Source organism: Amphiplicatus metriothermophilus, from assembly GCF_900199215.1.
Classification (GTDB): Bacteria; Pseudomonadota; Alphaproteobacteria; order Caulobacterales; family Parvularculaceae; genus Amphiplicatus; species Amphiplicatus metriothermophilus.
The window spans coordinates 386,811-410,047 of the sequence record NZ_FZQA01000001.1 but is presented as its reverse complement, the minus strand read 5'-3'; the positions used below and the strand labels follow the sequence as shown (position 1 = coordinate 410,047).

Sequence of the window (23,237 nt, the reverse complement as noted above, 5' to 3'; positions counted from 1 at the left end):
ATCTGGAGGGAAAGACGCATGCGGAGAATCATGATCGCCGTTTTGGCGGGACTTTCGGCGGCTGCGGCGCAGGCGGAAGAAAAAGACCCTTTCCTCTGGCTTGAGGATATAGAAAGCGAGCGCGCGCTCGACTGGGCGCGCGCGCAGAACGCCCGCACTCTCGCCGAGCTCGAAAGCGATCCGCGTTTCGAGCCCATGTACGCCGAAGCGCTGTCTATTCTCACCTCGAAGGAGCGCATTCCCTACGGACAGATCCATAACGGCGCCGTCTACAATTTCTGGCAGGACGACGCGCATGTGCGCGGCCTGTGGCGGCGCGCGAGCGTCGAGAGCTACCGCGCCGGCGCCCCGAAGTGGGAGACGCTTATCGACTTTGACGCCCTGGCCGAAGCCGAAAGGCGCAACTGGATCGCCGGCTCCATCGTTTGCCTGTCGCCGGAATACGCCCATTGCATGGTCGAGCTTTCCGACGGCGGCAAGGACGCCGGCTACTGGCGCGAATTCAATACGCAGACGAAATCATTCGTAGACGGCGGATTCGCCCTGCCCGAGGCGAAATCGAACCTCGCCTGGCTCGATGCGGATACGTTGATCGTGGGCACGGATCACGGCGCGGACTCGCTCACCGCCTCCGGCTATGCGCGCACGCTCGTGCGGCTCGAACGGGGCGCGGACCTTTCCGGGGCGCCGGCGATTTTCGAGGGCGAGGCGACGGACGTGAGCGTGTCGGCTTCCGTCGAGCATGAAGGCGGGACGGCGCATGTCTTCATCGTGCGCGCGCCTTCCTTTTTCGAGCGCGAATATCATTATGCGCGGGGCGGGACGAACGGCTTCGCGAAGCTCCCCCTGCCGCCCAACGCCGATCTTGCAGGCGTTCTCGACGGGCGGGCGATCTTCTCGCTTCGCGAAGAATGGAGCCATCAGGGCGCGAATTATCCTCAAGGCTCGGTCGTCGCCTACGACCTGGAAACGGGCGGCGCCGAGCGCGTCTTCGCCGCCGCGGCGAACCAGTCCGTCGAAGACGTCGAAATCGGCGAGACCGGACTCGTCATCCAGTATCTTGAAGACGTCGCCGGCAAGGCCGCGCGCGTCGCGCGCACGCGCAAGGGCGAATGGAAGGCGAAGGAAATCGATTTGCCTGAAAACGGCGTCGTCGCCATCGTCTCGGCCGGCGGCGGGACCGACGATGCGATGGTCTCCTTCGAAAGCCTTACCGTTCCCGATTCGCTCTACTATGTCGATGCGAAGAACCGGATCGAAAAGATCGCCGAGACGCCCGCCTTCTACGACGCGACGGACGTCGTCGTCGAGCAGCGCTTTGCGACCTCCGCAGACGGAACGAAAGTTCCTTATTTCGTCATGGCCAAGGACGCCGTCCTCAAACAGGGAAACGCGCCGACCGTGCAATACGGCTATGGCGGTTTTCTCGCGGCGACGCTTCCCTATTACTATCAGGATCCCGGCCGGCCGCAGCACGGCGCGCTCGCCGGCAGGATGTGGGTGTCGCGCGGCGGCGTTCTCGTGCTGTCCAACATCCGCGGCGGCTCGGAATACGGCCCCCGGTGGCACCAGGCGGCGCTTAAAGAAAATCGCCAGCGCGCCTATGACGATTTCATCGCCATCTCCGAGCATCTCGTCGAAACCGGCGTGACGAGCCCTGAAAAGCTCGGCGCGGTCGGGCGCTCCAACGGCGGGCTTCTCATGGGCGCGATCATGACCCAGCGGCCGGACCTGTACGCCGCGCTCGACATCGGCGTGCCGCTGTTCGACATGAAGCGCTACAACAAGCTGCTCGCCGGCGCGTCCTGGATGGGCGAGTACGGAAATCCGGATATTCCGGAGGAATGGGCCTATATTTCTCAGTACTCGCCCTATCAGAATCTCAAGGCCGGGGAGCCTTATCCGAAGGTCTTCTTCTACACCTCGACCAAGGACGACCGCGTGCATCCGGGCCATGCGCGCAAGGCGGCGGCGAAGCTCGCCGACCTCGGTTATGACTTCTATTATTACGAGAACATCGAGGGCGGGCACGGCGGCGCGGCCAACCAGGACCAGCTCGCCTATCGCACGGCGCTCGAGTATGTCTACTTCGCGAAGATGCTGATGGGCGAGGCGGAAACGGCCGGAACGGAATGATCGCCGCCGAACTCATCGCGCGCCGCTGGCGCAGGGTCGATGTCAAGCTCGTCATCGACGGCGAGATGCACGTGCTGCGCTGGCGGCGCGGTAGGCTTTACCTCCTCCGCGCGATTGGCCACAATCCATATCCCGCCGTCTGACGGAGAGCGACGCAAGGGGGGGGCGTCGTTCGCCGCATCTCAACAGAACGGAAAGCGAGCGCGCGATGGCCTGGTGGTTCCGGATCAAGCTGTGGAAGCGGGTGTTTCTCGGGCTCGCGCTCGGGGTGGCTTTCGGCCTCGTCGTGGCGCAGACCATGGATCCGGTCGCCGCCGAAGCCCTGCTCGCGAAGGCGAAAGTCGTCGGCGACGTCTTCATCCGCCTGATACGGATGATCGTCGTCCCGCTCGTCTTCTTCACCCTGACGGCCGGCGTCTACGCCATGGGCGATCCGAAGAAGCTCGGCTCGCTCGGGGTCAAGGCGTTCGCGCTTTACTTTCTCACAACATTCTTCGCCAATTTGATCGGGCTTTCGATGGGCGCGCTGTTCCGCCCCGGAGAGGGCGTCGATCTCGGCGGCGCGGAGCCGCGCCAGATAGGCGAGGCCCAGCCGCTGGGCGAGCGGCTGATGGCGATCATACCGGAAAATCCGTTCACGGCGCTCGTCGAGGGCGACATGCTGGCGGTGATCTTCTTCTCGCTGCTGCTCGGCGTCGGCCTTTTGATGGCGCGCAAGGAAGGCGAGCCGGCGGGGCGGTTTTTCGAAGCGGCCTCCGAGGCCGTCCTCAAGATGACCTACATCATCATGGAGCTCGCGCCCTTCGGGGTGTTCGGCCTCATCGCCTATGTCGCCGGAACGCAGGGAATCGCGACCTTCACCGCCATCCTGTCGCTCACGCTCGCCGTCTATCTCGGCTGCGCGCTGCACATGCTGATCGTTTATGGCGGGCTCGTGCGCGTCATCCTCAATTTGCCCTTCGTGGATTTCTTCCGCGGGATTCTCGATGCGATGATGGTCGCCTATTCGACCTCGTCCTCCTCCGCGACTTTGCCGGTGACCATTCGCGCGGTGTCGGAAAATCTCGGCGTGAAAAAATCCGTCGCCGGATCGGTGCTGCCGCTCGGCGCGACGATCAACATGGACGGCACGTCGCTCTATCTCGGCATCGTCGCGCTCTTCACGGCCCAGGCCTTCGGCTACGCGCTGGAGCCGCAGCATTACTTCCTGATCGCGCTCACCGCTGCGCTCGTCTCCATCGGCACGGCGGGCGTGCCCTCCGCCTCGCTGTTCCTGCTCGCGATCGTGCTCGACGTGTTCGAGGTCAGCCCCGAGCACGCGGCGCTGGTGATCGGCTTCATCTTCCCCTTCGACCGGCTGCTCGACATGATGCGCACGGTGGTGAACGTCACCGGCGACGCGGCCGTCGCCACGGCCGTGGCCAAATGGGAAGGCGAGCTCGACGAAGACGTTTTCCGGGCGAAGCCGGCCAGTTAGGCGGGAAATGATCCGCCGGCGCGAACGGGGAGTAACAATGGCATGGCTTACGCGCGCCTTTTCTTTCTTGCGCTCGCCGCAGGGCTGGTCGGTCTGATCGTCTGGGCCATGGGCGCGGACGGGCGCGGGCTCGGGCCCGTGCTCGCCGCGATGCTCGCCGAGCCGTGGACGATCGTGACCCTCGCCGATCTTTATCTCGGCTTCGTCATCGCCGCCGCGGCGATCGTCCTGGCCGAGCGCCGGCTCGCGGTCGGCCTTGCCTGGGCGCTCCCGATTTTCGTTCTCGGCAATGTCTGGACGGCCCTGTGGGTCGCCCTGCGGCTGCCGACGCTCGTTCGCCGCTTGCGTTCCGGGCCGTGACCGGCTAGAGACGCCCGACGCTTTCGGGAAATCTCGGTTTTCCCGCGTCCGCCGGCACGACCCCCTTTGGAGAAGGGACGGGGCCGGGGATGTCCCGCCGCCGGGGTAACGCCCTCGCGGCGGCGCTTCGCGTTAGGGCCTAGGGCCTGGGTTTTGGGGATTGAATGTGCGGCGCTCCGGCCGATCTATTTTCCCAACGCCTAAAACCTGAGCCCAGTTGAGAGGAAGAATGTTCGACTCGCTGAGCGAAAGGCTGGGTTCGATCTTCGAAAGGCTCCGCGGCCGCGGGGCGCTTGAGGAAAAAGACGTCGCGGAGGCGCTGCGCGAGGTGCGCGTCGCGCTTCTGGAGGCCGACGTCGCGCTCCCGGTCGCCAAGGACTTCATCGCGCGCGTGAAGGAGCGCGCGATCGGCCAGGAAGTCCTGCGCTCCGTCGCGCCGGGCCAGCAGGTCGTCAAGATCGTCCATGACGCGCTCGTCGAAACCCTCGGCGGCGCGGGGCAGGACGCCGCGCTCGATCTCGCCATGGCTCCGCCCGCGCCGATCCTCATGGTCGGCCTGCAGGGCTCGGGCAAGACGACGACCACGGCCAAGCTCGCCCTGCGGCTCGAGAAGCGCGAGAAGAAGCGCGTGCTCATGGCCTCGCTCGACGTGCGCCGGCCCGCCGCGCAGGAGCAGCTCAGGATTCTCGGCGAACAGGCCGGCGTCAAAACCCTGCCCGTCGTCGCCGGCCAGACCCCGCTCGACATCGCGCGCCGGGCGCTGGAGGCGGCCCGGCTCAGCGGGTTCGACGTGGTGCTGCTCGACACCGCCGGCCGGCTTTCCATCGACGAGCAGCTCATGGCCGAGGTCGCGGACATTCACGCGCTCGCCCGGCCGATCGAGACGCTGCTCGTCGTCGACGCGCTCACCGGCCAGGATGCAGTCAACACCGCGGAGAAGTTCAAGGCGCGGCTGCCGGTCACCGGGGTGATCCTCACACGGATGGACGGCGACGCGCGCGGCGGGGCGGCGCTGTCGATGCGCGCGGTCACCGGCGCGCCGGTGAAATTCGTCGGGGTCGGCGAAAAGCTCGACGCGCTCGACGCCTTCGACGCCAAACGCATGGCGGGACGCATTCTCGGCATGGGCGACATCGTCTCCCTCGTCGAGAAAGCGGCCGAAGACCTCGACCTCGAAAAAGCCAGGCGCCAGGCGAAAAAGCTCGCCAAGGGCGCGTTCGATCTCGACGACCTCGCCGAGCAGTTCCGCCAGATGCGTAAAATGGGCGGCATGGGCGCGATCCTCGGCCTCATGCCCGGCATGGGAAAGATGAAGAAGATGGTCGACGCCGCCGGCGGGTTCGACGACAGGGAGATCAAGCGCCAGGAAGCGATCATCAGCTCCATGACGAAGGCCGAACGCAGGAAGCCTGCGATCCTCAACGCCAGGCGCAAGATCCGCATCGCCAAAGGTTCTGGAACCTCCGTGCAGGAAGTGAACAAGCTGCTCAAGGCCCACCGCCAGATGGCGGATATGATGAAGAAAATGGGCAAGGGCGGCATGAAGGGGCTCGCAGGCCAGATGATGGGCATGGGCGGCCTCGGCGGCGCTTTGGGCGGGACGCCGGGCGTCGGCGATCCGGGCGCGCTGCTGAAACAGGCCGGCGGCGGCGAGGCTCAAGGCTCGGACGAAATAGACTTCGACGCTCTCGAAAAAGCGCTGTCGGGCCGCGGCCCCATGCCGCCGGGGCTTGGCGGCCCGCCGGGGAGGAAGAAGTAAAGTTCACAGTGCGTGGTGCGCAGAAGCAACCGCTTCCGACGCACTACGCACTAGGTACTCAGATCAGAAGAAGGAAAACTGACATGGCTCTCAAAATCAGACTGGCCCGAGGCGGGGCGAAGAAGCGCCCGTTCTACTCGATCGTGGTGGCCGAGGCGAAAAGCCCGCGCGACGGCCGCTTCATCGAGAAGATCGGCGTCTATAATCCGCTTCTGGCCAAGGACGATCCCAAGCGCGTTCAGTACAATGAAGAACGTGTGAAGCACTGGCTCGGCGTCGGCGCCAAGCCCACCGACCGCGTCGCGCGATTCCTGTCGGCGAACGACCTCGTTAAGTGGGAGCGGGGGAACAATCCGAAGAAGGGCGAGCCCGGCGCCAAGGCCAAGGAGCGCGCCGCGGCCCGCGCCGAGAAAGAAGCCGCCGCCAATGCGCCGGCCGAGGAAGCGCCCGCCGAAGAGGCGAGCGCGGAGTAAAGGCGGGCGCGCGCGGTTTTGCGTTTCGCCGCCCGATGACCGATCATGGCGGCGATGCGGAACGAAGCTGCAGAAGGCGCGCCCGCTGGTGTTCTGGCCGCCGGCGGTCCTGCTTCTCCTCGCCCTCGCGGCGAGCCTCGTCGACTTCGAGGGCTTCCTCGCCGCCGCGACGGCGGCGCATGAGCGGATTCTCGATCGCCTCGGTTGGGCGTTCAGCCTTTCTTCTTTCGCGGCGGTCGTGCTGATGGCGATCGTGTTCGTCTCGCCGTTGGGCGGGGCGCGCATCGGCGGGCGCGACGCCCGCCCGGTCCTGAAGCGCTGGAACTGGTTCGCGATAACCCTGTGCACGACGATCGCGACAGGCATCCTCTTTTGGGGAGTCGCCGAGCCGCTGTTTCATTTCAACGCGCCGCCGGGTTTCGCGCAGGCGCCGGCGCGCAGCGACGCCGCCGCGCGCTTCGCCCTGTCGACACTATACATGCACTGGGCGATCACGCCCTATTCGATCTACGCCGTCGCCTCGCTCGCCTTCGCGCTCGCCTATTACAATTGCAACGGCGCTTACTCCTTGAGCGGACCGTTGCGCCTCGTCTTCGGCCGCGCGATGGAGGGGCCGGCGGGCGCGCTCATCGACGCGGCCGCGCTGTTCGCGCTGGTCGCGGGCGTCGCCGCGTCGCTCGGCGCAGGCGTGATGACCCTCGCCAGCGGGCTGGGCGGCGCCGTCGGCGTTCCCGACGGCGCGCCGCTGCGGCTGGCGACGACCGCGCTCATCGTCGCCGCCTATGTCGGCTCTTCGGTGAGCGGCCTGCAGCGCGGCATCAAATATCTGTCCGATCTCAACATCCGACTGTTCTTCGCGCTCGTCCTCTTCGTGCTCATCGCGGGGCCGACCTGGGCGGTTCTTTCGCTCGGCGGGGAAAGCGCGCTCGCCTATGCGCGGGATTTCCTGCCGCGCAGCCTCGACCTCGGGCTCGGCGAAGACAGCGCCTGGAGCCGCGACTGGACGATCTTCTACTTCGCCAACTGGCTCGCCTGGGCGCCGATCACGGCGATGTTTCTGGGGCGCATCGCCGTCGGCTATACGGTGCGCGAATTCATTCTGATAAGCCTTGCCGCGCCGGCGCTGTTCGGCATGGTCTGGATGACGGTTTTCGGCGGCGCCGCGCTCAATATAGATCGCGAGACGCAAGGCGCGCTCACCGCGGCGCTTGATGGCGGCGGGCCGGAAGCGGTGATGTACGCGCTTTTGGGCGCGCTGCCGCTGACGATGATCGCCACGCTCGTTTTCGTGTTCTCGACGTTCGTCTCTTTCGTCACGGCGATGGATTCCAACACGCATTCCATCGCCAGCGTGTGTCTCAAAGCGCGCCGGCATGAGAACGAACCGAAGGGCGCGCGCCTGTGGATCAAGATTTTCTGGGGCGTGCTGATCGGCGCCGTCGCCTGGGTCATGACCTCGACCAAGGGAATCGACGGCGTCCGCATGCTGTCGAATCTCGGCGGCGTCCCGGGGCTCGTAATTCTGATCGGGTGCGGGGCGGCGCTGGTGCGGCTGATGCTGACGGGGCCGCGCCGGCTGCAATAGGCTCACCAAAGGCCGAAAACCCGCCCCAGGGTTCGCGCGCCGAGCAGCGCCGCGAGCAGGATGACGGCCCCGCCCGCGATATTGGCCGCAAGCCCGTTCGCATGACCGTCCAGCAGCGCGCGCCGGTTCGCCGCATAAAGCAGGAAACAGGCGATGAGCGGCAGCAGAAGGCCGTTGGCGGCCTGCGCGAAGAGAATGAGCCGCACCGGCCGCTCGCCGGCGATCGCGGCGGCCGCACCGGCGCCGACTACGCTCAGCGCGACGAGGCGAAAGGCTGGCGCCTTAGGATCGCTCCGGAAGCGGAATATCTCGCTGGCCGCGTAAGCGGTGGCGAGCGGCGCTGTGATCGCCGAAGTAAGGCCTGCGGCGAACAGCCCGGCGGCGAGCAGCCAGGTCGCCGCCGCGCCGGCGAGCGGTTCGAGCTGGCGCGCCATGTCGGCGGCGCTCTCGATGACGGTGCCCGAGCCGAACAGGCTCGCCGCCGCTGTCGTCAGCACCAGGATGGAAACGATTCCTCCCGCGCCGATCGACAGCGACGCGTCGAAGCGGGCGTCGCCAAGGCCCCTCGCATCGGCCCATTTCGCGCGCGCCGCCGCCGCGTGAAGAAAAAGATTGTAGGGCACGATGGTCGTGCCGATGAGACCGAGCGCGACGAGAAGCGCTCCGTCCGGCAGACGCGGGCGCGCGGCGGCGGCGAGCAGCGCGCCCAGATCGGGGCGCACGATGATCGCCGTCGCGAGAAAGCACAGGCTCATGAGAACGACCATGCCGATAAGCGCGCGCTCGATCGCGCGGTAGCCGCCGAAATAAAGAAGCGCGCACGCCCCCGCGGCGATCGCGCCGGCGACGACGGGGCGGGGAGAAGCGTCCGGCAGCGCCGCCTGCGCGCCCAGCGCCGCGCCGGCGATGTTACCGCCTTCGTAAGCCGCGTTTCCGACATAAAGCGCGGCGATGATCAGTGCAGAGATCATGATCCGTGCGACCGGGGCGTTCGCGAAGGCGGAAAGCGCCGCCTCGCCGAGGCCGAGCCGTGCGACCACGCCCAGGCGGACCGCCATCTCCTGAAGGACGATCGCGGCGAGGGTCGCGAAGAGGAGGGCCCAGACGAGCGCATAGCCGTAATGGGCGCCGGCGAGCGTCGCCGTCGTCACCGTGCCCGGTCCGATGAAAGCCGCCGCGACGATGGCCCCCGGTCCGATGGATTGCAGCCGCCGAAACATCGCGCGAGGCTAGCCCGATCCGCAGGCGTGCGCGAGCGCGCTTATGGAAACGCGCCGTCGCTAGGGTTACCTTGCGCCTATGGCTGAGGATCGCGTCAGCGTCCGCCTCGTCATCAGGGGCCGCGTGCAGGGCGTCGGCTATCGCGCCTGGGTCGGGCGCGAAGCGCGCGCCGGCGGGCTCGACGGCTGGGCGCGCAATCGCGCGGACGGTTCGGTCGAGGCGCTCGTCTCTGGCGCGCCGGAACGGACGCGCGCTTTCATCGAGAAAGCCTGGCGCGGCCCGCCGGCCGCGCGCGTGACGGCCATCGACCAGACCCTCGCCGAAGCGCCGGTCGAGCCGGGCTTTCGCATCCTGCCGACGGTCTAGACGTTCACTGGGGCGTCAGGCGCAGCACCTGGCCGATCGGCGCGCCTTGTCGGTCTTCGGTCGTGACGTAGATCGCGCCGTCAGGACCGACGCGCACGTCGCGGACCCGTTCGCCGAGGAGATAGCGCTCCTCGCCGATCTCGTTTCCGGCCTCGTCGAGGTCGATGCGGTGCAGCGCCCGCGTGGCCATCGCGCCGACGAAAAGATCGCCGTCCCAGTCGGGGAAGAGGTCGCCGCGATAAACGGCGAGACCGGAAACGCCGATCGACGGCGTCCAGTATTTGAAGGGCTGCCTGGTCCCTTCATACTCCGTGAACGGCGTGATGCGCGCGCCGTTATAGTCGATACCGTAGCTCGCGAGCGGCCAGCCGTAATTGGCGCCTTTCTCGATGACGTTTATCTCGTCGCCGCCGCGGGGGCCGTGCTCGTTCGACCAGAGGATTCCGCGTTCGCCGTCCCAGGCGAGGCCCTGCGGATTGCGGTGGCCCTTGGTCCAGAGCTCGGGCAGGGCGTCTTCGCCGAAGTCGGGATTGTCCTCCGGGATCGAGCCGTCCTGATTGATGCGGATGATCGCGCCGAAGCTGGTCGTCATGTCCTGGGCGAGCTCCTTGTAGCGCGAGCCTTCCCCGACCGAGACCCACAGCGTTCCGTCGGGCGCGTAGACGATCTTGCCGCCGTAATGATAGCCGGCCTCTTTCATCGGCTTGGCTTCGTATATGACTTCGAGATCGTTGAGCGCCGCGCCGTCGAAGGTCGCGCGCGCCACCCGAAGCGCGTTGGCGCGATCGGTCCCGTGCGCGTAGGCGAGGAAGACCGTCCGGTTCTCGGCGAAGTCCGGATGCGGAAGAATGTCGAACAGCCCGGCCTGGTTGTGCGCGTAGACCTCGGGGACGCCGGCGACGGGCTCTTCGACCAGCGCCCCGTCGCGGATCACGCGCAGCCGGCCCGCCCGCTCCGTCACCAGAATGGTTCCGTCCGGCAGAAAGGCGACGCACCACGGATTGACGAGGCCTTCGGCGAGAACCTCGACATTCAGCGCGCGTTCGCCTTCCGGCGCCGGCTCGGCGAGCGTGGTCTGAAGCGCAGGATCGCCGCCGCCTTTCGGTCTGTCGGGGCCGGCCGCCGAAGAGGCGTTCTCATTCGAGCAGGCGGCGAGGGCGAACGCGCTGGCGACGAGCAGGAAACGCAGACGGCGGGCCATGAGCGGGGCTCCCTGTGGCTGGCTGACCGGAAAGGGCGGGAACGCAAGGCGATACGCGCCTAAAGGGTTAAGGCCCCGCGGGGCTCGACGTCAACGCCGGGCCTGCCCCATAGTGCCGGGCGAACAGCGGACGGGGACGAGGATATGAAGATTCTTCGCATCGCAGGCGCTTACCTCGCCGCGGCCGCGACGACCTATGTCGCCGCCGCGGCGTTCTATACCCAGCAGATCATCGCCAAGCAGGCCGCGATCGGCATGGTCTACACCGCCGGCCAGCAGGCCGAGACTTATCTTGCGAATTTCACGGGGCTGTGGCTCTACGGCTTGATGCTCGCCGTCGGGCTGCTGATCGGCTTCGCGGTCGCGGCGGCCGTCAAGCGCCTGCTGAAGCCGCTCGCGCCGATCGCCTATCCGGCTGCGGGCGCGGCGGCGGTCCTGACCGTCATCATCCTGATAGAGGCGCAGCTCGGCGGCGGGGCGGGCGTCATCGGCGGGGCGCGCGACGCCGTCGGGCTGGCGCTGCAGGCGCTCGCCGGCGCGCTCGGCGGACTCGTGTTCGCCCTCGCGAAGGGTCGCGGGACGCTCTGACGCGCGGGTTTCGCTTTTGTCGCGCCCGTCCCTGCGCTATAGGCGCGCGCCATGAGCTCCGCCGTCCTGAAAGCCCTAAAGGCGCCGAAAATCGGCATCGTCAGCCTCGGCTGCCCGAAGGCGCTCGTCGATTCCGAACGCATCCTGACGCGCCTGCGCGCGGAAGGCTATGAGATCGCGCCCGACTATCAGGGCGCGGACGCGGTGCTCGTGAACACCTGCGGCTTTCTCGACACGGCGCGGGCGGAGTCCCTTGAGGCGATCGGCGAGGCGATCGCCGAGAACGGGCGCGTCATCGTCACCGGCTGTCTCGGCGCGGAGGCCGATCTCATTCGCGCGACGCATCCGAAGGTGCTGTCGGTCACCGGCCCGCATCAGTATGAGGCGGTGATGGAGGCGGTGCGCGCCGCCGTTCCGCCAGCGCACGATCCGCTGTTCGACCTCGTCCCGCCGCAGGGAATTCGCCTGACCCCGCGCCATTACGCCTATCTGAAGATTTCCGAAGGCTGCAACAACACATGCAGCTTCTGCATCATTCCTTCGATGCGCGGAAAGCTGCAAAGCCGGCGCGTCGACGCCGTGCTGAAAGAAGCCGAAAGGCTCGTCGCAGCCGGCGTCAAGGAGCTGCTCGTCATCTCGCAGGACACCTCCGCCTACGGCGTCGATGTCAAATACGCCCCCTATGAGTGGCGCGGCGCGCGCTACGAGACCCGGTTTGTCGATCTCGCGCGCGGATTGGGCGAGCTCGGCGTCTGGACGCGCCTTCATTATGTTTATCCGTATCCGCATGTCGACGCGGCGATCCCGCTGATGGCGGAGGGAAAGATTCTCCCCTATCTCGACATCCCGTTTCAGCACGCGAGCCCGAAAATCCTCAAGGCCATGCGCCGGCCGGCGAGTCAGGAAAAGACCCTTGAGCAGATAGAACGCTGGCGGAGCATCTGTCCGGACCTCGTCATCCGGTCGTCCTTCATCGTCGGCTTTCCCGGCGAGACGGAGGAGGATTTCGCGTTTCTCCTGGAATGGCTCAAGGCCGCGCGGCTGTTGCGGGTCGGGTGCTTCCGGTTCGAGCCCGTGAAAGGCGCGAGCGCGAACGCGCTGCCCGATCAAGTCCCGGAGGAAGTGAAGGAAGAACGCTACGCTCGCTTCATGGAGACGCAGCAGGCGATCTCCGCCGAGATTCTCGCCGGCTGGGTCGGGCGCGCGCTCGACGTTCTCATCGACGCCGTCGACGAGGATGGGGCCGTGGGGCGCTCCTACGCCGACGCGCCTGAGATCGACGGCGCGGTCATCCTCGAGGGCGAGACCGGCCTTCGCCCCGGCGACGTGGTGCGCGCGCGGGTCGTCGCCGCCGACGCCTATGATCTGTGGGCGGAACGCGCAGGTTGAGCGATCTTCGCCGCTTTCCGGCGATTCTTTCGAGCAAGATCGCGCGCGGCGGGCGCAATTTGGCGGCTTCGCCTCTTCCGGCGCGCGCGACGGCCGGTAAGATGCGATGCCCGGATAAGAACAAGCAAGGGAGGAACGGCGTCCATGCTGTCAGGAAATAGTCTCGCGGCCGGCGTCGCGGCCATGATCTTCACGGTCGGCGCGGCGGTCATGGCGCCGGCGGGCGCGCAGGAAAGCGCCTCTGAAGCGCTGCAGGACATCCTCGACGATCACTGGGCCTGGATGCTCGAGGAGAATCCGGTCTTCGCCACCTCGCTGGGCGTGCGCGACTATGACGACCGGCTCCCCGACGCTTCCCTCGAAGCCTATGAGGCTTCCGTCGAGAAGGCGCGCGAATTCGTCGCGCGCCTCGACGCGCTCGACGCGGATGCGCTGAGCGCGGAAGAACGGCTCAATCGCGACCTTTTGCGCCTCGATCTCGCGCAGGACGTCGAAGCGGCGCAATATGGCGGCAAATATCTCGTCATCTCCGGGCGCGGCGGGCCGCATACGTTTCTGGCTAACCTGCCGGACCGCCTGCCTTTCCTCACCAAGGCCGACTATGAAAGCTATATCGCGCGCCTGCGCGTCGCGCCGGCCTATGTCGATCAGGTCAAGGAGCGCCTGCGCGCGGGCGTCGAAGCCGGCTGGACCCAGCCCTGCGTCATCATGGAAGGCTACGAGAAGTCGATTGATTTCCATGTCGTCGACGCGGCTGAGGAAAGCGTCCTCTTCAAGCCCTTCGAAAACCGCCCGCAAACCATTCCCGAGCGCGACTGGCGGCGGCTGAAGAACGAGGCCGCGCGCGTGATCGAGCGCGAGGTCGTTCCCGCCGTCGCCGGCTTCGGCGATTTCTATCGACAGGAATACGCGCCCGCCTGCCGCGAGACCGTGGGGCTTTCCGACCTGCCCGACGGCGCGGACTACTACGCTTTCCGTACGCGGCAATTCACGACGACGGCGCTGACTCCGGACGCGATTCACGACATCGGCCTCAAAGAAGTCGCGCGCATCCGCAAGGAGATGGAGGCGGTGATCGCCGAGTCGGGCTTCGAGGGGTCGTTCGAGGAGTTCCAGGAATTTCTGCGCTCCGACCCGCGCTTTTACGCCAAGTCCGAGGCGGAGCTTCTGGAGAAGAACGCCTATGTCGCCAAGAAGGCCGACGGCGAGATGCCCAAGCTCTTCACCCGCTTCCCGCGGATGCCCTATACCGTTAAGCCGGTGCCTGAGGACATCGCCGAAGCGACGACTACGGCCTATTACGAGCGCCCCGCCGGCGACGGAAGCCGCGCGGGCGTCTATCGCGTCAATACCTCGAAACTCGACACCCGCCCGCTTTACGAGATCGAGGCCCTGACCCTGCACGAGGCCGTGCCGGGCCATCACTTCCAGATCGCGCTCGCCCAGGAGCTCGACCTGCCCGAGTTCCGCAAATACACCTTCTTCACCGCCTTCGTCGAAGGCTGGGGTCTTTACGCCGAGAGTCTCGGCCTCGACATCGGCTTTTATCAGGACCCCTATTCGAATTTCGGCCGGCTGTCTTACGAGATGTGGCGGGCCTGCAGGCTGGTGGTCGATACGGGGCTGCACGCCAAGGGCTGGTCGCGCGATCGGGCGATCGCCTTCATGGCCGAGAACACGGCGCTTTCCGAGCATAACATCCGCGCCGAGGTCGACCGCTATATCGGCAATGGCGGCCAGGCGCTCGCCTACAAGATCGGCGAGCTGAAGCTGAAGGAGCTGCGCGCGCGGGCCGCCAGGGCGCTGGGGCCGGACTTCGATCTGCGCCGCTTCCATGACGCCGTGCTGGAAAACGGCGGGGTTCCATTGTCCGTGCTCGAAGCGAAGATCGACGCCTGGATCGCGGCGGAGAAGGCGCGTTAGGGGCCGGCGGGGCGTTTTCGACCGCGCCGAAGCCGGGCGGTTGCCGTCTTATGGCGGGCCGCCTAATCTTGCGCGCTTTGTGCGGGCGGCGCGAGCGGGCATGGAACAGGAAGATCTGGCGACGACCATTCGAAAAACCGCGGCGCGGGCGCGTTCGCGGGATTTCACCTGGTCAGTCGCCATCGCGGCTGGAATCGCCGCCGTGTTCATGCTCGGCCGGCTCGCTTCGTGGGAGCTGCCGCTGCTCGCCTTCATCGCCTATGTGGCGGCGCTGGCGGTGCGCTATCGCTTTTCCTCCGGCAGGCTGTGGGCCGAGCCGGTCCAGCGCGTCATCGACGCAGAGCTCGGCGCGCGCGAGGCGGAGCTGTCGACCCTGCGGCTCGCGCGCGGGGTCGCGCTCGCCCTGCCGGATCCGATTTTTATCGTCGACCGCGACGGGGTGATCGAGCTCGCCAATGCGGCGGCGGCGGAGTTCATCGGCTCAAACAACGCCGAGGGTCGGCATTTCGCCGCGGTGCTGCGCGCGCCTTCCGTGTTCGAAGCGGTCGAGGCGGTGGTCGCCGGCGAGAAGCCCGCCCACTCGGTCGATTTCGCGACGGCCGGCGGAGTCGAGCGCTCCTGCCGGGCGTTCGTCGCGCCGCTCGACGACGCGAAGGACGCGTCCAGGGCGCTCGTCTTCATCCGTGACCTGACGAGCGAGCGCAGGCTCGAACAGATGCGCGCCGATTTCATCGCCAGCGCCAGCCATGAGCTGAGAACGCCGCTCGCCTCGCTCGTCGGCTTCATCGAGACCCTGCGCGGGCCGGCGCGCGCCGATGAAGAAGCGCGCGAGCGTTTTTTGGGCATCATGCAGGCCCAGGCCGAGCGGATGCAGCGGCTCGTCGCCGATCTCATGTCGCTGTCGCGCATCGAGCTGCACGAGCATGTCCCGCCCGTCGGCGAGGTCGATCTGGGCGAGATCGCGCGGGACGTGATCGAAAGCCTCGCGCCTCTGCTGGAGCAGTCCGGCGCGATCGTCGATTTCGAACAGGACGGACACGGATCGTTCGTCATCCAGGGCGACCGCGACGAGCTGTTTCAGGCGATCCAGAATCTCATCGACAACGGGGTGAAATACGGCGGCGAGCCGGCGCTGGTGAAAGTGCGCGTCGGCCGCGGGCCCGCGCCGGCGCTGGCCGGCGAAGGCGAGATCGCGCATCGGGCCGGCGACAGCGCCGTCGCGCTCGCCGCGCGCCGGATGATCGATCCCGACTCGCTCGTCTATGTGCAGGTGCGCGACTTCGGACCGGGTATCGAACGCGCGGATCTGCCGCGGCTCACCGAACGTTTCTACCGGGTCAATGTCGAGCGCAGCCGCAAGCGCGGCGGCACGGGGCTCGGGCTCGCCATCGTCAAGCATATCGTCAACCGCCACAAAGGCGGGCTGCAGATCGAAAGCCGGCTCGCCGCGGGCACGGCCTTCACCTGCTATTTCCGCGCCGCGAACGGGCGCGCCGGCGCCGTCTCGGCGGCGGGTCCGAACGAGGCGCAAAAAATGCGCTAAAGCGGCTGCGCGGGACAAGAATTTGTCATAAAAGAAGCGCACACAGGCCGTCCGCCGCCGGGCGCGGGGGCGGGAAAGGAACGCAGACATCATGAATCTTGCCGGACAGTCGCGTCCGCCGGAACCCATGCGCGCCCTCGAAATCGACCTCGCCCAGATGGCGGGTCTCGTCGAGAGCCAGCTCGCCGAATCGATCAGCGCGTTCGAGCGCCGCGACGTCGGCGCGGCCGAGCGCATCATCGCCGCCGACCAGCGCGTGGACGCCTTTCATCAGCTTGTCGAGACCAAGGTCATGGCGCTGCTGTCGCGCGGGCCGCTCGCCGCCGCGCAGCTGCGCGAGGTGATGACCTTCATGAAGGTCGCCGGCGAGCTCGAGCGCGTGGGCGATCTCGCCAAGAACGTCGCCAAGCGCACGCTGGTCGTCAGCCGCGAGCCGCCGCCGCGGCCCTATTCGGGCGTGGCGCGCATGGGCCGGGAAAGCCTGCGCCAGATCGCCGACATCCTCAACGCCTACAATGCGCGCAACCTGGCCGCGGCCAAGGCCGTCTGGGGCGGCGACGACGAGCTCGACGAGCTTTACAATTCCGTTTTCCGCGAAATCCTGCTGGCGATGATGGAAGACCCCGGCCAGGTCAACGCCTGCACCCATCTCGTCTTCATCGCCAAGAATTTCGAGCGCGTGGGCGATCACGCGACCAACATCGCCGAAGCCGTTCATTTTCTGCTGACAGGCTCGGCTCTTGTTCATGAGCGCCCGAAAGGCGATGAAACCTCGCTGACGAAGGTGCCTGCGCCCGACACGGAGAATCGCGGCGGCGGCCGGTCCGCGTAGCGCAAGGAGACGGCGATGGCGAACACCCGCGTTCTGGTGGTGGAAGACGAAGAAGCGCTGGCGACCCTCCTCGAATACAATCTCAAGAAGGAGAATTTCGACGCGACGGTCGCTTCCGACGGCGAAGAGGCGCTCATCAAGATCGACGAAAGCCAGCCCGATATCGTGATCCTCGACTGGATGCTGCCGAACCTTTCCGGCATCGAGGTCTGCCGACAGATCCGCGCCCGGCCCGAGACGAAGAACCTGCCGGTCATCATGCTGACCGCCCGCTCGGAAGAGGCCGACCGCATCCGCGGCCTCGAAATCGGCGCCGACGACTACATCACCAAGCCGTTCTCCACCAACGAGCTGATCGCGCGGGTGCGCGCGGTGCTGCGCCGCATCCGGCCGGGCCTCGTGCAGGACGAGGTCACGCATGGCGACATCAAGGTCGACCGCACCGCCCATCGGGTCTGGCGCGACGGCAAGGAGATCCATCTCGGGCCCACCGAGTTCCGTCTGCTCGATCATCTGATCCAGCATCCCGGCCGGGTGTTCTCCCGCGAGCAGCTTCTCAACGCCGTCTGGGGCTCCGACGTGTTCGTGGAGGTCAGGACCGTCGACGTGCATATCGGCCGCCTGCGCAAGGCGCTCAACAAGTACAATCAGGGCGATCCGATCCGCACGGTGCGCTCGGCGGGCTATGCGCTTGACGCGCAATCGTGATAGACATTACCGTAAAAGTTGAAATACCCAAATACTCAAAAGGCTCTTCCATGCATTTACTGTGGTTGCTCCTTTTGCTCATGGGACTAGCGAGCGTTTCGCCGCCGGCGTTGTCTGCGCCAAATCTGGAAATGCTGCCACAGAAAGTTCAGGAACGGCTGAAGCAGTTTAAAATTGGCGAATACAATGCCCCCGTATTCAAAGATGGCCAATTAACAGGTTACGCGATCTTGATTTATGAGGCCAACCGTCTTGTCTCAATGCAGACATACGGTCTAGCGGACGCGCCGCTGGCAGTGCGTTCTGGCGCTTCTGCTTCAGATTGCGGCGGGCCGACGGTCACTTGGGTGGGCGAAGATTCGCACAATGTTTATTACTATGCGGAGTTTCCGGATGGCTCTTGGACCTATTATGCGGTCAACAAAGAAACTGGCGCCGTCACCGTGATTGCGTCGGGAAGGGAGGCCGCGGAGATTTGCTGATAGCGGTTCTGTTTTAAGGACGCAGCTTCCAAGGAAACGCCCCTGGGCCAGATGCTGAAAGACGCGACGCATCCGCCTGCGCACGCCGGTCGACGTGAAAAAGCCCGCCGGGCGGCGGGCTTTTCGATTCCGGAAGGACCGCTCGCCTTGTCATCCCGCGGCGCGGCGGCGATGGGCCTCGGACGGCGCGAGCCGCGCCGGCTCGGGACGGCGCTCCGGGCGGCGCTGGGCCGACGGCTGGAAGGCGAGATGGGCGTGATAGGGGCAGTAGGACTTGCCCGCCGGCGTGGGCTGTCCGCAGAAGTGGAAGTCGTCGCTCGTCGGGTCGCCGATCGGCCATTTGCACATATTGCCCTTGAGGGTGGCGACGGTGGCCAGATCGCCGCCTTCGAGCACCACCGGCGCGGCGAATTCCGGCTCCGGAATGATCGGCTTCATCGGCGGCTCTTCGCCCAGCAGCCGGGCGTCCTCGACGTCGCCCTCGTGATGACGGCAGCCGCGCTGGGGCTTGGCCGGGGTGGCGCGGCCGGACAGGCCCAGACGGTGGACCTTGCCGATGACCGCGTTGCGCGTGACCCCGCCCATGCGCGAGGCGATCTGGCTCGCCGACAGCCCTTCCGCCCACAGCTTCTTCAAGAGCTCGACCCGTTCATCGTTCCAAGCCATCGCGCCCGCTCCTCGTTTTTTGGCAGGGCTGTCGCCCCGTAAAACAATATGTAGTGAAATCTACCAACCGCGCCCCTCCGAGCGCCAAGATATAGTAGCTCGATGTGGCTAAAATACAATATGGCGCCGGGGCGTATTTTTGCACAGAAGTACGGCCACAATATGTGGTAGGGCCGATATCCGCAGGCGCGGCCCTACCCCTGTGGAAAAAACCGGGTTTCTTGACCTGCCAGCCCCGGCGCCCCACATCGGCCCGGCGTTTGGGGCCCGGCGTTTGGGGCCCGGCGTTTGGGGCCCGGCGCTCGGGAGGACGCATGCGAGGACGAGCTCATGGCGGTCACGCTTGAACAGAAGTCCCATGAGGCGCGGCCCCCGTCGGGCGCGCCGGCATTCGGCGAGCGCCGCTTCGGCGCCGTCAACTGGCTCGGGCTTCAGACGCTGATCGCCAAGGAGATCCGGCGCTTCATGAAGGTCTCGTTCCAGACCATCTTCGCGCCGGTCATCTCGACTCTGCTTTTTCTCATCGTCTTCATGCAGGCCTTCGGCCGGGCCGACACGGTCGTCCACGGCGTGCCCTATGTGGAGTTTCTGGCGCCGGGCCTCATCATGATGGCGATCCTGTCGAACGCTTTCGCCAACTCCTCCTCCTCGCTCATCATCGGCAAGGTGCAGGGCTCGATCGTCGACGTGCTGATGCCGCCGTTGTCGCCGTCGGAGCTGACGGTGGCCTTCGTCGTCGGCGCGGCCGCGCGCGGGCTTCTGGTCGGGTTCGTCACGGCCCTGACGAGCGCAGGGTTCATGGCGCTGTCGGGCGCCTCGATGAAGCTCGCCGAACCCTGGGCGATCGCCTATTTCGGGCTCGCCGCGGCGCTGATGTTCGGCATGCTCGGCGTCGTGGGCGGGATCTGGGCGGAGAAGTTCGACCAGCTCGCGGCGGTGACGAATTTCGTCATCACGCCGCTGACCTTTCTGTCGGGCACGTTCTACGCCATCGGCAGTCTGCCGGAGCCCTTTCTGACCGCGAGCCATTTCAACCCGGTCTTCTATCTCATCGACGGCTTACGTTTCGGCTTCACCGGCGTTTACGAGGCCGCCCCGACGGTCGGCGTCGGCGCGACCATGAGCGTCAACGCGGTCCTCGCGGTCTGGTGCTACCGGCTGTTCCGCGTCGGGTATAAGCTGAAAAGCTGACCGCCGCGGCATAGGAGACGGTTTTGGCGGAGAACGGGCGAACAGACGCGCGCGAGGACCGGATCCTGCCGTTTCAGCTCGAAAGCGGGCCGGTGCGCGGGCGCGTCGTCCGTCTCGGGTCGGCGATCGATCGCATTCTCCGTCCCCATCCCTTTTCGACGCCGGTAAAGGAGCTCGTCGGGGAAGCCGCCGCCCTCGCCGCCATGATGGGCGCGAGCCTGAAATTCAGCGGGCGGCTGACCCTTCAGGCGCAGGGCGACGGGCCGGTGCCGCTCCTCGTCGCCGACTATTGGACCGACGGGCGGCTCAGGGCGACCGCGCGCGTGGCGCACGCGCCGGCGCCGGACGCGCGCGGCCTTGGCGCGCTCGTCGGCCGCGGCCATCTCGCCTTCACCATCGATCAGGGCCCGGACATGGACCGCTATCAGGGCGTCGCGCCCATCGAAGGCGACAGCCTCGCGGCGGCGGCGGCCGGCTATTTCGCCCGGTCCGAGCAGATCCCGACCGCGCTCAGCCTCGTCGCGGGGCGCGTTCAGCGCCCCGGCGAAGGCGAGGTCTGGCGCGCCGGCGGCGTGATGGCGCAGCTCATGCCCGGCGGCGAAGGCGATCGCGACCTGTGGGCCCGCGCCGGCGCGCTGCTTGAAACAACGCAGGCGGACGAACTGCTCGACCCCGATCTCTCGCCCGAGCGCCTGCTCTACCGGCTCTTTCACGAAGAGGGCGTGCGCGCTTTCGAGGCGAAAGACGTGCGCGCCTGGTGCGGCTGCGACGCCGGCCGGATCGCCGCCGTGCTCGCCCGCTATGACGAAGCCGCGCTCGCCGGCATGGTCGAGGACGGCTTCATCCGCGCCGCCTGCGATTTCTGCCGGACGGAGTATCTGTTCGACCGTCACGGGCGGGAGGTCGCCGCGTGAAGAAAAAGGCCTACGAAAAGGAACTCGCCGAGCTCGAATTCGAGCTCGCCAAGCTGCAGGAGACCGTGCAGCGAAAGGGGATGAAAATCGCGATCCTGTTCGAGGGGCGCGACGCGGCCGGTAAGGGCGGGCTCATCAAGACCGTCATGAGGCGGATGAACGCGCGCGTCTGGCGCATCGCGGCGTTGCCCAAGCCCTCCGACCGGGAACGGACGCAATGGTATTTCCAGCGCTACGTCGCGCATCTGCCTTCCGGGGGCGAGATCGTTCTGTTCGACCGCTCCTGGTACAACCGCGCGGTGGTCGAGCCGGTCATGGGCTTCTGCACGCCCCAGCAGCACGAAGCCTTCATGCGCGAGGTCCCGTTGTTCGAGAAGATGCTGATCGACAGCGGGATCATTCTCCTCAAATACTGGATCCAGATCTCCGAGGAGACGCAGGAACGCCGCTTTCAGGATCGCGCCTGCGATCCCCGCAAGCGCTGGAAGCTGTCGCCTGTCGACCTCGAAGCGCGCCGGCGCTGGGCCGAATTCTCCAAACATCGCAACAAGATGCTGGAGACGACGAGCACCGATCACGCGCCGTGGCGCGTGATCGACGGCGACGACAAGCGAAAGGGGCGGCTCAACGCCATCCGTTCGATTCTCGACAATATTCCCTACGAGTTCAACGAAGAAGCCTTCGCGCCGATCGCGCTGCCGCCGCGTCAGAGCATGGAGGAGGCGGGCTATGAGCGCACCGGCGTCGAGCGGCGCTATCTCGTGAAGGACTACTATCCGGACGCCTGAGCGCGGATCGCCACGAGATTAAGACGGGTACGGAACAGCTCGCGATAGCCGCTTTCCAGCGCGAGCGCGCCGGCGCGCCGGTTCTCGCGTTCATGCGAAATCTCAAGGATCAGAAGTTCGGGCAGAAGCGCGTCCGGCGCGTCGGCGAAGAAAGATTCGAGCACGGCGTATTCATGGCCCTCGATGTCGATCTTCATGGCGTCGACGCGGGCAAGGCCCTCCTCGCGCAAGATCGACAGGATGCTCCGCCCTTCGACGCGAAGCCCGCCGGCGGGGTCGATGCGGCTCATGCCGCGGCTTTCCACGTTGACCGCGAAACGCACCGGACCGTCTTCGCCGGCGGCCGCATAGGGAAGAACGGCCAGGTCCTCCTCGGCGCCCGAGGCCGCGGCGTTGAAGGCGAGCCGCGCGCGCATCTCCGGGTCCGGCTCGACGCAGATCGCGCGCAACGTCTTGACGGCGTCGAGACAGCGCGCGCGGGCGTAAAGCGCGTAGAGGCCGACATTGGCGCCGATGTCGACGAAGCGAAACACGCCGTCTGCGGATTGCGAAATGGCGCGCGCCAGGGCCGCGCGCTCCTTCGCGTCCCAGAGCTGCGGCGTGGCGTAGACGCGCTTTTCGCAGATATTGTCGTAAGGATGGAGCCGCGCGCGCTGCGAGCCGAAAATGTCGACGTCGAAGGCCCGCCGCGCGCGCGCGCCGGCAGGCCCGATCAGCAGCGAGGCTGCGCGCCGGCCCCAGTAATTGTCGGGAAGGGCGTGGGCGAGCCGGCGCGCGCGCATCTGCATCGGCGAGGGCGCGAAGGCGCCGAAGGGCGGCTCGTCCGCATCCGTCATTTCCGGCGCTCCGCTTCTTTCTTTCGCCGCTCGAACATCTTCACGTCCCGCAGCCAGCGTCCCCAGGCCGACAGCAGCGCGAAGGAAAAGCCGTAGACGCCGCCGCGAAAAAGCCCGTCGAGAAGATAGCGCCGCGCGAAATAGAAAGGCAGGCCGAAAAAGACGCGCAGCGCGAGAACCGGCATGGGCTTGGGCGCAAGCTCCCGCGCGCGCGTCGACGAATTGCGGTTGAGCTTGTCGACGAGATGGGCCGTGTCCGCGAAGGCGTGGTGGATGATGGGGTTCTTCAGCCGACCCGTCTTGACGCCGGCCGGAACGGCGAACTGGTCCCAGGCGGCGTGCGCGGGCGCGCGCACGACGCGGCGATCGTAGAGCTTGCAGCGTTTCGCAAGGCCGAAGCGCGTCCACGGCTCGCCGACCGGCGGGGCGATCGCCATCGGCGTGCGGTAGACGGGGCGGGGCGGCTCGCCGCCGTCGAACAGGGCGCGAATTTCCGCCGCCAGCTCCGGCGTTACGATTTCATCCGCATCGAGATCGAGCAGCCAGTCGTGGCGGCATTGCTCCTCGGCGAAGCGTTTCTGATGGCCGTTGCCAAGCCAGTCCTGACGCACGACGCGCGCTCCGGCTTCTGCGGCGAGGCGCGCTGTGTCGTCGGTCGAGCCCGAATCCACGACCACGACCTCGTCGGCGACTTGCAGCGCGGCGCGCGCGACGTCCGCGATCATCCGCGCTTCATTCCGGGCGCGGATGTAAGCGGACACGGGCGGCTTGGCGTCGCGGGCCATCGGCGGCGCTCCTT

The 23,237-nt window shown here is 66.7% G+C and carries 23 protein-coding genes; 18 read left to right on the top strand and 5 right to left on the bottom strand.

Annotated elements, in window-relative coordinates; all coding sequences use genetic code 11:
• The first annotated feature begins 18 nt into the window (after positions 1-18).
• The 7 genes from CHB64_RS02045 (at position 19) to CHB64_RS02020 (ending at position 7,790) form a co-directional block, all read left to right on the top strand.
• Positions 19-2,136: a prolyl oligopeptidase family serine peptidase gene (locus tag CHB64_RS02045; protein WP_089410912.1), complete on the top strand. Its 2,118-nt coding sequence runs from the start codon at positions 19-21 to the stop codon at positions 2,134-2,136.
• Positions 2,133-2,279 carry a hypothetical protein gene (locus tag CHB64_RS15195; protein WP_159462377.1) on the top strand — a complete coding sequence of 49 codons (147 nt, stop codon included), beginning with the start codon at positions 2,133-2,135 and terminating at the stop codon, positions 2,277-2,279. Before CHB64_RS02045 ends, CHB64_RS15195 begins: the two co-directional genes overlap by 4 nt.
• 65 nt (positions 2,280-2,344) lie before the next feature.
• On the top strand, positions 2,345-3,613 hold the full coding sequence (locus CHB64_RS02040) for a dicarboxylate/amino acid:cation symporter (protein ID WP_089410911.1): 1,269 nt from the start codon (positions 2,345-2,347) through the stop codon (positions 3,611-3,613).
• Positions 3,614-3,655: 42 nt separating this feature from the next.
• Positions 3,656-3,973, top strand: coding sequence for a DUF1475 family protein (locus CHB64_RS02035; RefSeq protein ID WP_089410910.1), 318 nt, complete (start codon positions 3,656-3,658; stop codon positions 3,971-3,973).
• A gap of 229 nt (positions 3,974-4,202) precedes the next feature.
• Positions 4,203-5,732, top strand: coding sequence for a signal recognition particle protein (gene ffh, locus CHB64_RS02030; protein ID WP_089410909.1), 1,530 nt, complete (start codon positions 4,203-4,205; stop codon positions 5,730-5,732).
• 83 nt (positions 5,733-5,815) lie between these two features.
• A complete protein-coding gene (rpsP, locus tag CHB64_RS15715; protein WP_089410908.1) occupies positions 5,816-6,205 on the top strand; it encodes a 30S ribosomal protein S16 in 390 nt (129 codons plus the stop codon).
• A gap of 88 nt (positions 6,206-6,293) precedes the next feature.
• A complete protein-coding gene (locus CHB64_RS02020) occupies positions 6,294-7,790 on the top strand; it encodes a BCCT family transporter (RefSeq protein ID WP_159462376.1) in 1,497 nt (498 codons plus the stop codon).
• A 2-nt stretch (positions 7,791-7,792) separates the two neighbouring features.
• Here the strand turns inward: CHB64_RS02020 and CHB64_RS02015 are convergent, their stop codons facing one another.
• Positions 7,793-9,010 (bottom strand): Nramp family divalent metal transporter, encoded by a 1,218-nt coding sequence (locus CHB64_RS02015; RefSeq protein ID WP_089410906.1) that lies wholly within the window; start codon positions 9,008-9,010, stop codon positions 7,793-7,795.
• A 79-nt stretch (positions 9,011-9,089) separates the two neighbouring features.
• On the opposite strand from CHB64_RS02015, the gene CHB64_RS02010 reads away from it, so the two are divergent.
• A complete protein-coding gene (locus CHB64_RS02010; RefSeq protein ID WP_089410905.1) occupies positions 9,090-9,377 on the top strand; it encodes an acylphosphatase in 288 nt (95 codons plus the stop codon).
• A gap of 4 nt (positions 9,378-9,381) precedes the next feature.
• On the opposite strand, the gene CHB64_RS02005 is transcribed toward CHB64_RS02010, so the two are convergent.
• Positions 9,382-10,578: a PQQ-dependent sugar dehydrogenase gene (locus tag CHB64_RS02005; protein ID WP_089410904.1), complete on the bottom strand. Its 1,197-nt coding sequence runs from the start codon at positions 10,576-10,578 to the stop codon at positions 9,382-9,384.
• A gap of 144 nt (positions 10,579-10,722) precedes the next feature.
• Between CHB64_RS02005 and CHB64_RS02000 the strand changes: the two genes are divergently transcribed.
• The 7 genes from CHB64_RS02000 to CHB64_RS15015 all read left to right on the top strand — a co-directional run bounded on the left by CHB64_RS02000 (position 10,723) and on the right by CHB64_RS15015 (position 18,043).
• Positions 10,723-11,166, top strand: a complete 444-nt coding sequence (locus tag CHB64_RS02000; RefSeq protein ID WP_089410903.1) for a hypothetical protein — start codon at positions 10,723-10,725, stop codon at positions 11,164-11,166.
• 51 nt (positions 11,167-11,217) lie between these two features.
• Positions 11,218-12,555 (top strand): 30S ribosomal protein S12 methylthiotransferase RimO, encoded by a 1,338-nt coding sequence (gene rimO / locus CHB64_RS01995; RefSeq protein WP_089410902.1) that lies wholly within the window; start codon positions 11,218-11,220, stop codon positions 12,553-12,555.
• Between the two features lie 144 nt (positions 12,556-12,699).
• The gene (locus CHB64_RS01990) at positions 12,700-14,478 is read left to right on the top strand and encodes a DUF885 domain-containing protein (protein ID WP_183233960.1); all 1,779 of its coding nucleotides are present in this window, start codon (positions 12,700-12,702) and stop codon (positions 14,476-14,478) included.
• A gap of 100 nt (positions 14,479-14,578) precedes the next feature.
• On the top strand, positions 14,579-16,021 hold the full coding sequence (locus CHB64_RS01985) for an ATP-binding protein (protein WP_159462375.1): 1,443 nt from the start codon (positions 14,579-14,581) through the stop codon (positions 16,019-16,021).
• Positions 16,022-16,112: 91 nt separating this feature from the next.
• Positions 16,113-16,853: a phosphate signaling complex protein PhoU gene (gene phoU, locus CHB64_RS01980; protein WP_089410900.1), complete on the top strand. Its 741-nt coding sequence runs from the start codon at positions 16,113-16,115 to the stop codon at positions 16,851-16,853.
• A 15-nt stretch (positions 16,854-16,868) separates the two neighbouring features.
• Positions 16,869-17,561, top strand: a complete 693-nt coding sequence (phoB, locus tag CHB64_RS01975; protein ID WP_089410899.1) for a phosphate regulon transcriptional regulator PhoB — start codon at positions 16,869-16,871, stop codon at positions 17,559-17,561.
• Complete coding sequence (locus tag CHB64_RS15015) at positions 17,558-18,043, top strand: hypothetical protein (RefSeq protein ID WP_143265917.1); 486 nt, start codon at positions 17,558-17,560, stop codon at positions 18,041-18,043. The genes phoB and CHB64_RS15015 overlap by 4 nt, the downstream gene beginning before the upstream one ends.
• 150 nt (positions 18,044-18,193) lie before the next feature.
• On the opposite strand, the gene CHB64_RS01970 is transcribed toward CHB64_RS15015, so the two are convergent.
• Positions 18,194-18,709, bottom strand: coding sequence for a GcrA family cell cycle regulator (locus CHB64_RS01970; protein ID WP_089410898.1), 516 nt, complete (start codon positions 18,707-18,709; stop codon positions 18,194-18,196).
• A 330-nt stretch (positions 18,710-19,039) separates the two neighbouring features.
• Between CHB64_RS01970 and CHB64_RS01965 the strand changes: the two genes are divergently transcribed.
• The 3 genes from CHB64_RS01965 to ppk2 are packed head-to-tail and all read left to right on the top strand — an operon-like array spanning position 19,040 to position 21,602.
• Positions 19,040-19,900: an ABC transporter permease gene (locus CHB64_RS01965; RefSeq protein WP_089410897.1), complete on the top strand. Its 861-nt coding sequence runs from the start codon at positions 19,040-19,042 to the stop codon at positions 19,898-19,900.
• 23 nt (positions 19,901-19,923) lie between these two features.
• Positions 19,924-20,814: an Hsp33 family molecular chaperone HslO gene (locus CHB64_RS01960; RefSeq protein WP_089410896.1), complete on the top strand. Its 891-nt coding sequence runs from the start codon at positions 19,924-19,926 to the stop codon at positions 20,812-20,814.
• The gene (ppk2, locus tag CHB64_RS01955; protein ID WP_089410895.1) at positions 20,811-21,602 is read left to right on the top strand and encodes a polyphosphate kinase 2; all 792 of its coding nucleotides are present in this window, start codon (positions 20,811-20,813) and stop codon (positions 21,600-21,602) included. Before CHB64_RS01960 ends, ppk2 begins: the two co-directional genes overlap by 4 nt.
• Here the strand turns inward: ppk2 and CHB64_RS01950 are convergent.
• Both CHB64_RS01950 and CHB64_RS01945 read right to left on the bottom strand, forming a co-directional pair.
• Positions 21,587-22,438, bottom strand: coding sequence for an FkbM family methyltransferase (locus tag CHB64_RS01950; protein ID WP_089410894.1), 852 nt, complete (start codon positions 22,436-22,438; stop codon positions 21,587-21,589). The two genes, ppk2 and CHB64_RS01950, sit on opposite strands and share 16 nt — an antisense overlap.
• Positions 22,435-23,223, bottom strand: coding sequence for a glycosyltransferase family 2 protein (locus CHB64_RS01945; RefSeq protein ID WP_089410893.1), 789 nt, complete (start codon positions 23,221-23,223; stop codon positions 22,435-22,437). The genes CHB64_RS01950 and CHB64_RS01945 overlap by 4 nt, the downstream gene beginning before the upstream one ends.
• Positions 23,224-23,237 lie beyond the last annotated feature (14 nt).

Coding starts and splice junctions, on each gene's coding strand:
- CHB64_RS01945 (WP_089410893.1), bottom strand. CDS start 23,223: ATGGCCCGCGACGCCAAGCCGCCCGTGTCCGCTTACATCCGCGCCCGG.
- CHB64_RS02035 (WP_089410910.1), top strand. CDS start 3,656: ATGGCTTACGCGCGCCTTTTCTTTCTTGCGCTCGCCGCAGGGCTGGTC.
- CHB64_RS01970 (WP_089410898.1), bottom strand. CDS start 18,709: ATGGCTTGGAACGATGAACGGGTCGAGCTCTTGAAGAAGCTGTGGGCG.
- CHB64_RS02000 (WP_089410903.1), top strand. CDS start 10,723: ATGAAGATTCTTCGCATCGCAGGCGCTTACCTCGCCGCGGCCGCGACG.
- CHB64_RS01990 (WP_183233960.1), top strand. CDS start 12,700: ATGCTGTCAGGAAATAGTCTCGCGGCCGGCGTCGCGGCCATGATCTTC.
- CHB64_RS02010 (WP_089410905.1), top strand. CDS start 9,090: ATGGCTGAGGATCGCGTCAGCGTCCGCCTCGTCATCAGGGGCCGCGTG.
- CHB64_RS02040 (WP_089410911.1), top strand. CDS start 2,345: ATGGCCTGGTGGTTCCGGATCAAGCTGTGGAAGCGGGTGTTTCTCGGG.
- CHB64_RS02005 (WP_089410904.1), bottom strand. CDS start 10,578: ATGGCCCGCCGTCTGCGTTTCCTGCTCGTCGCCAGCGCGTTCGCCCTC.
- CHB64_RS02015 (WP_089410906.1), bottom strand. CDS start 9,010: ATGTTTCGGCGGCTGCAATCCATCGGACCGGGGGCCATCGTCGCGGCG.
- CHB64_RS15195 (WP_159462377.1), top strand. CDS start 2,133: ATGATCGCCGCCGAACTCATCGCGCGCCGCTGGCGCAGGGTCGATGTC.
- CHB64_RS01965 (WP_089410897.1), top strand. CDS start 19,040: ATGGCGGTCACGCTTGAACAGAAGTCCCATGAGGCGCGGCCCCCGTCG.
- CHB64_RS01985 (WP_159462375.1), top strand. CDS start 14,579: ATGGAACAGGAAGATCTGGCGACGACCATTCGAAAAACCGCGGCGCGG.
- CHB64_RS01950 (WP_089410894.1), bottom strand. CDS start 22,438: ATGACGGATGCGGACGAGCCGCCCTTCGGCGCCTTCGCGCCCTCGCCG.
- phoB (WP_089410899.1), top strand. CDS start 16,869: ATGGCGAACACCCGCGTTCTGGTGGTGGAAGACGAAGAAGCGCTGGCG.
- CHB64_RS02045 (WP_089410912.1), top strand. CDS start 19: ATGCGGAGAATCATGATCGCCGTTTTGGCGGGACTTTCGGCGGCTGCG.
- phoU (WP_089410900.1), top strand. CDS start 16,113: ATGAATCTTGCCGGACAGTCGCGTCCGCCGGAACCCATGCGCGCCCTC.
- rimO (WP_089410902.1), top strand. CDS start 11,218: ATGAGCTCCGCCGTCCTGAAAGCCCTAAAGGCGCCGAAAATCGGCATC.
- rpsP (WP_089410908.1), top strand. CDS start 5,816: ATGGCTCTCAAAATCAGACTGGCCCGAGGCGGGGCGAAGAAGCGCCCG.
- ffh (WP_089410909.1), top strand. CDS start 4,203: ATGTTCGACTCGCTGAGCGAAAGGCTGGGTTCGATCTTCGAAAGGCTC.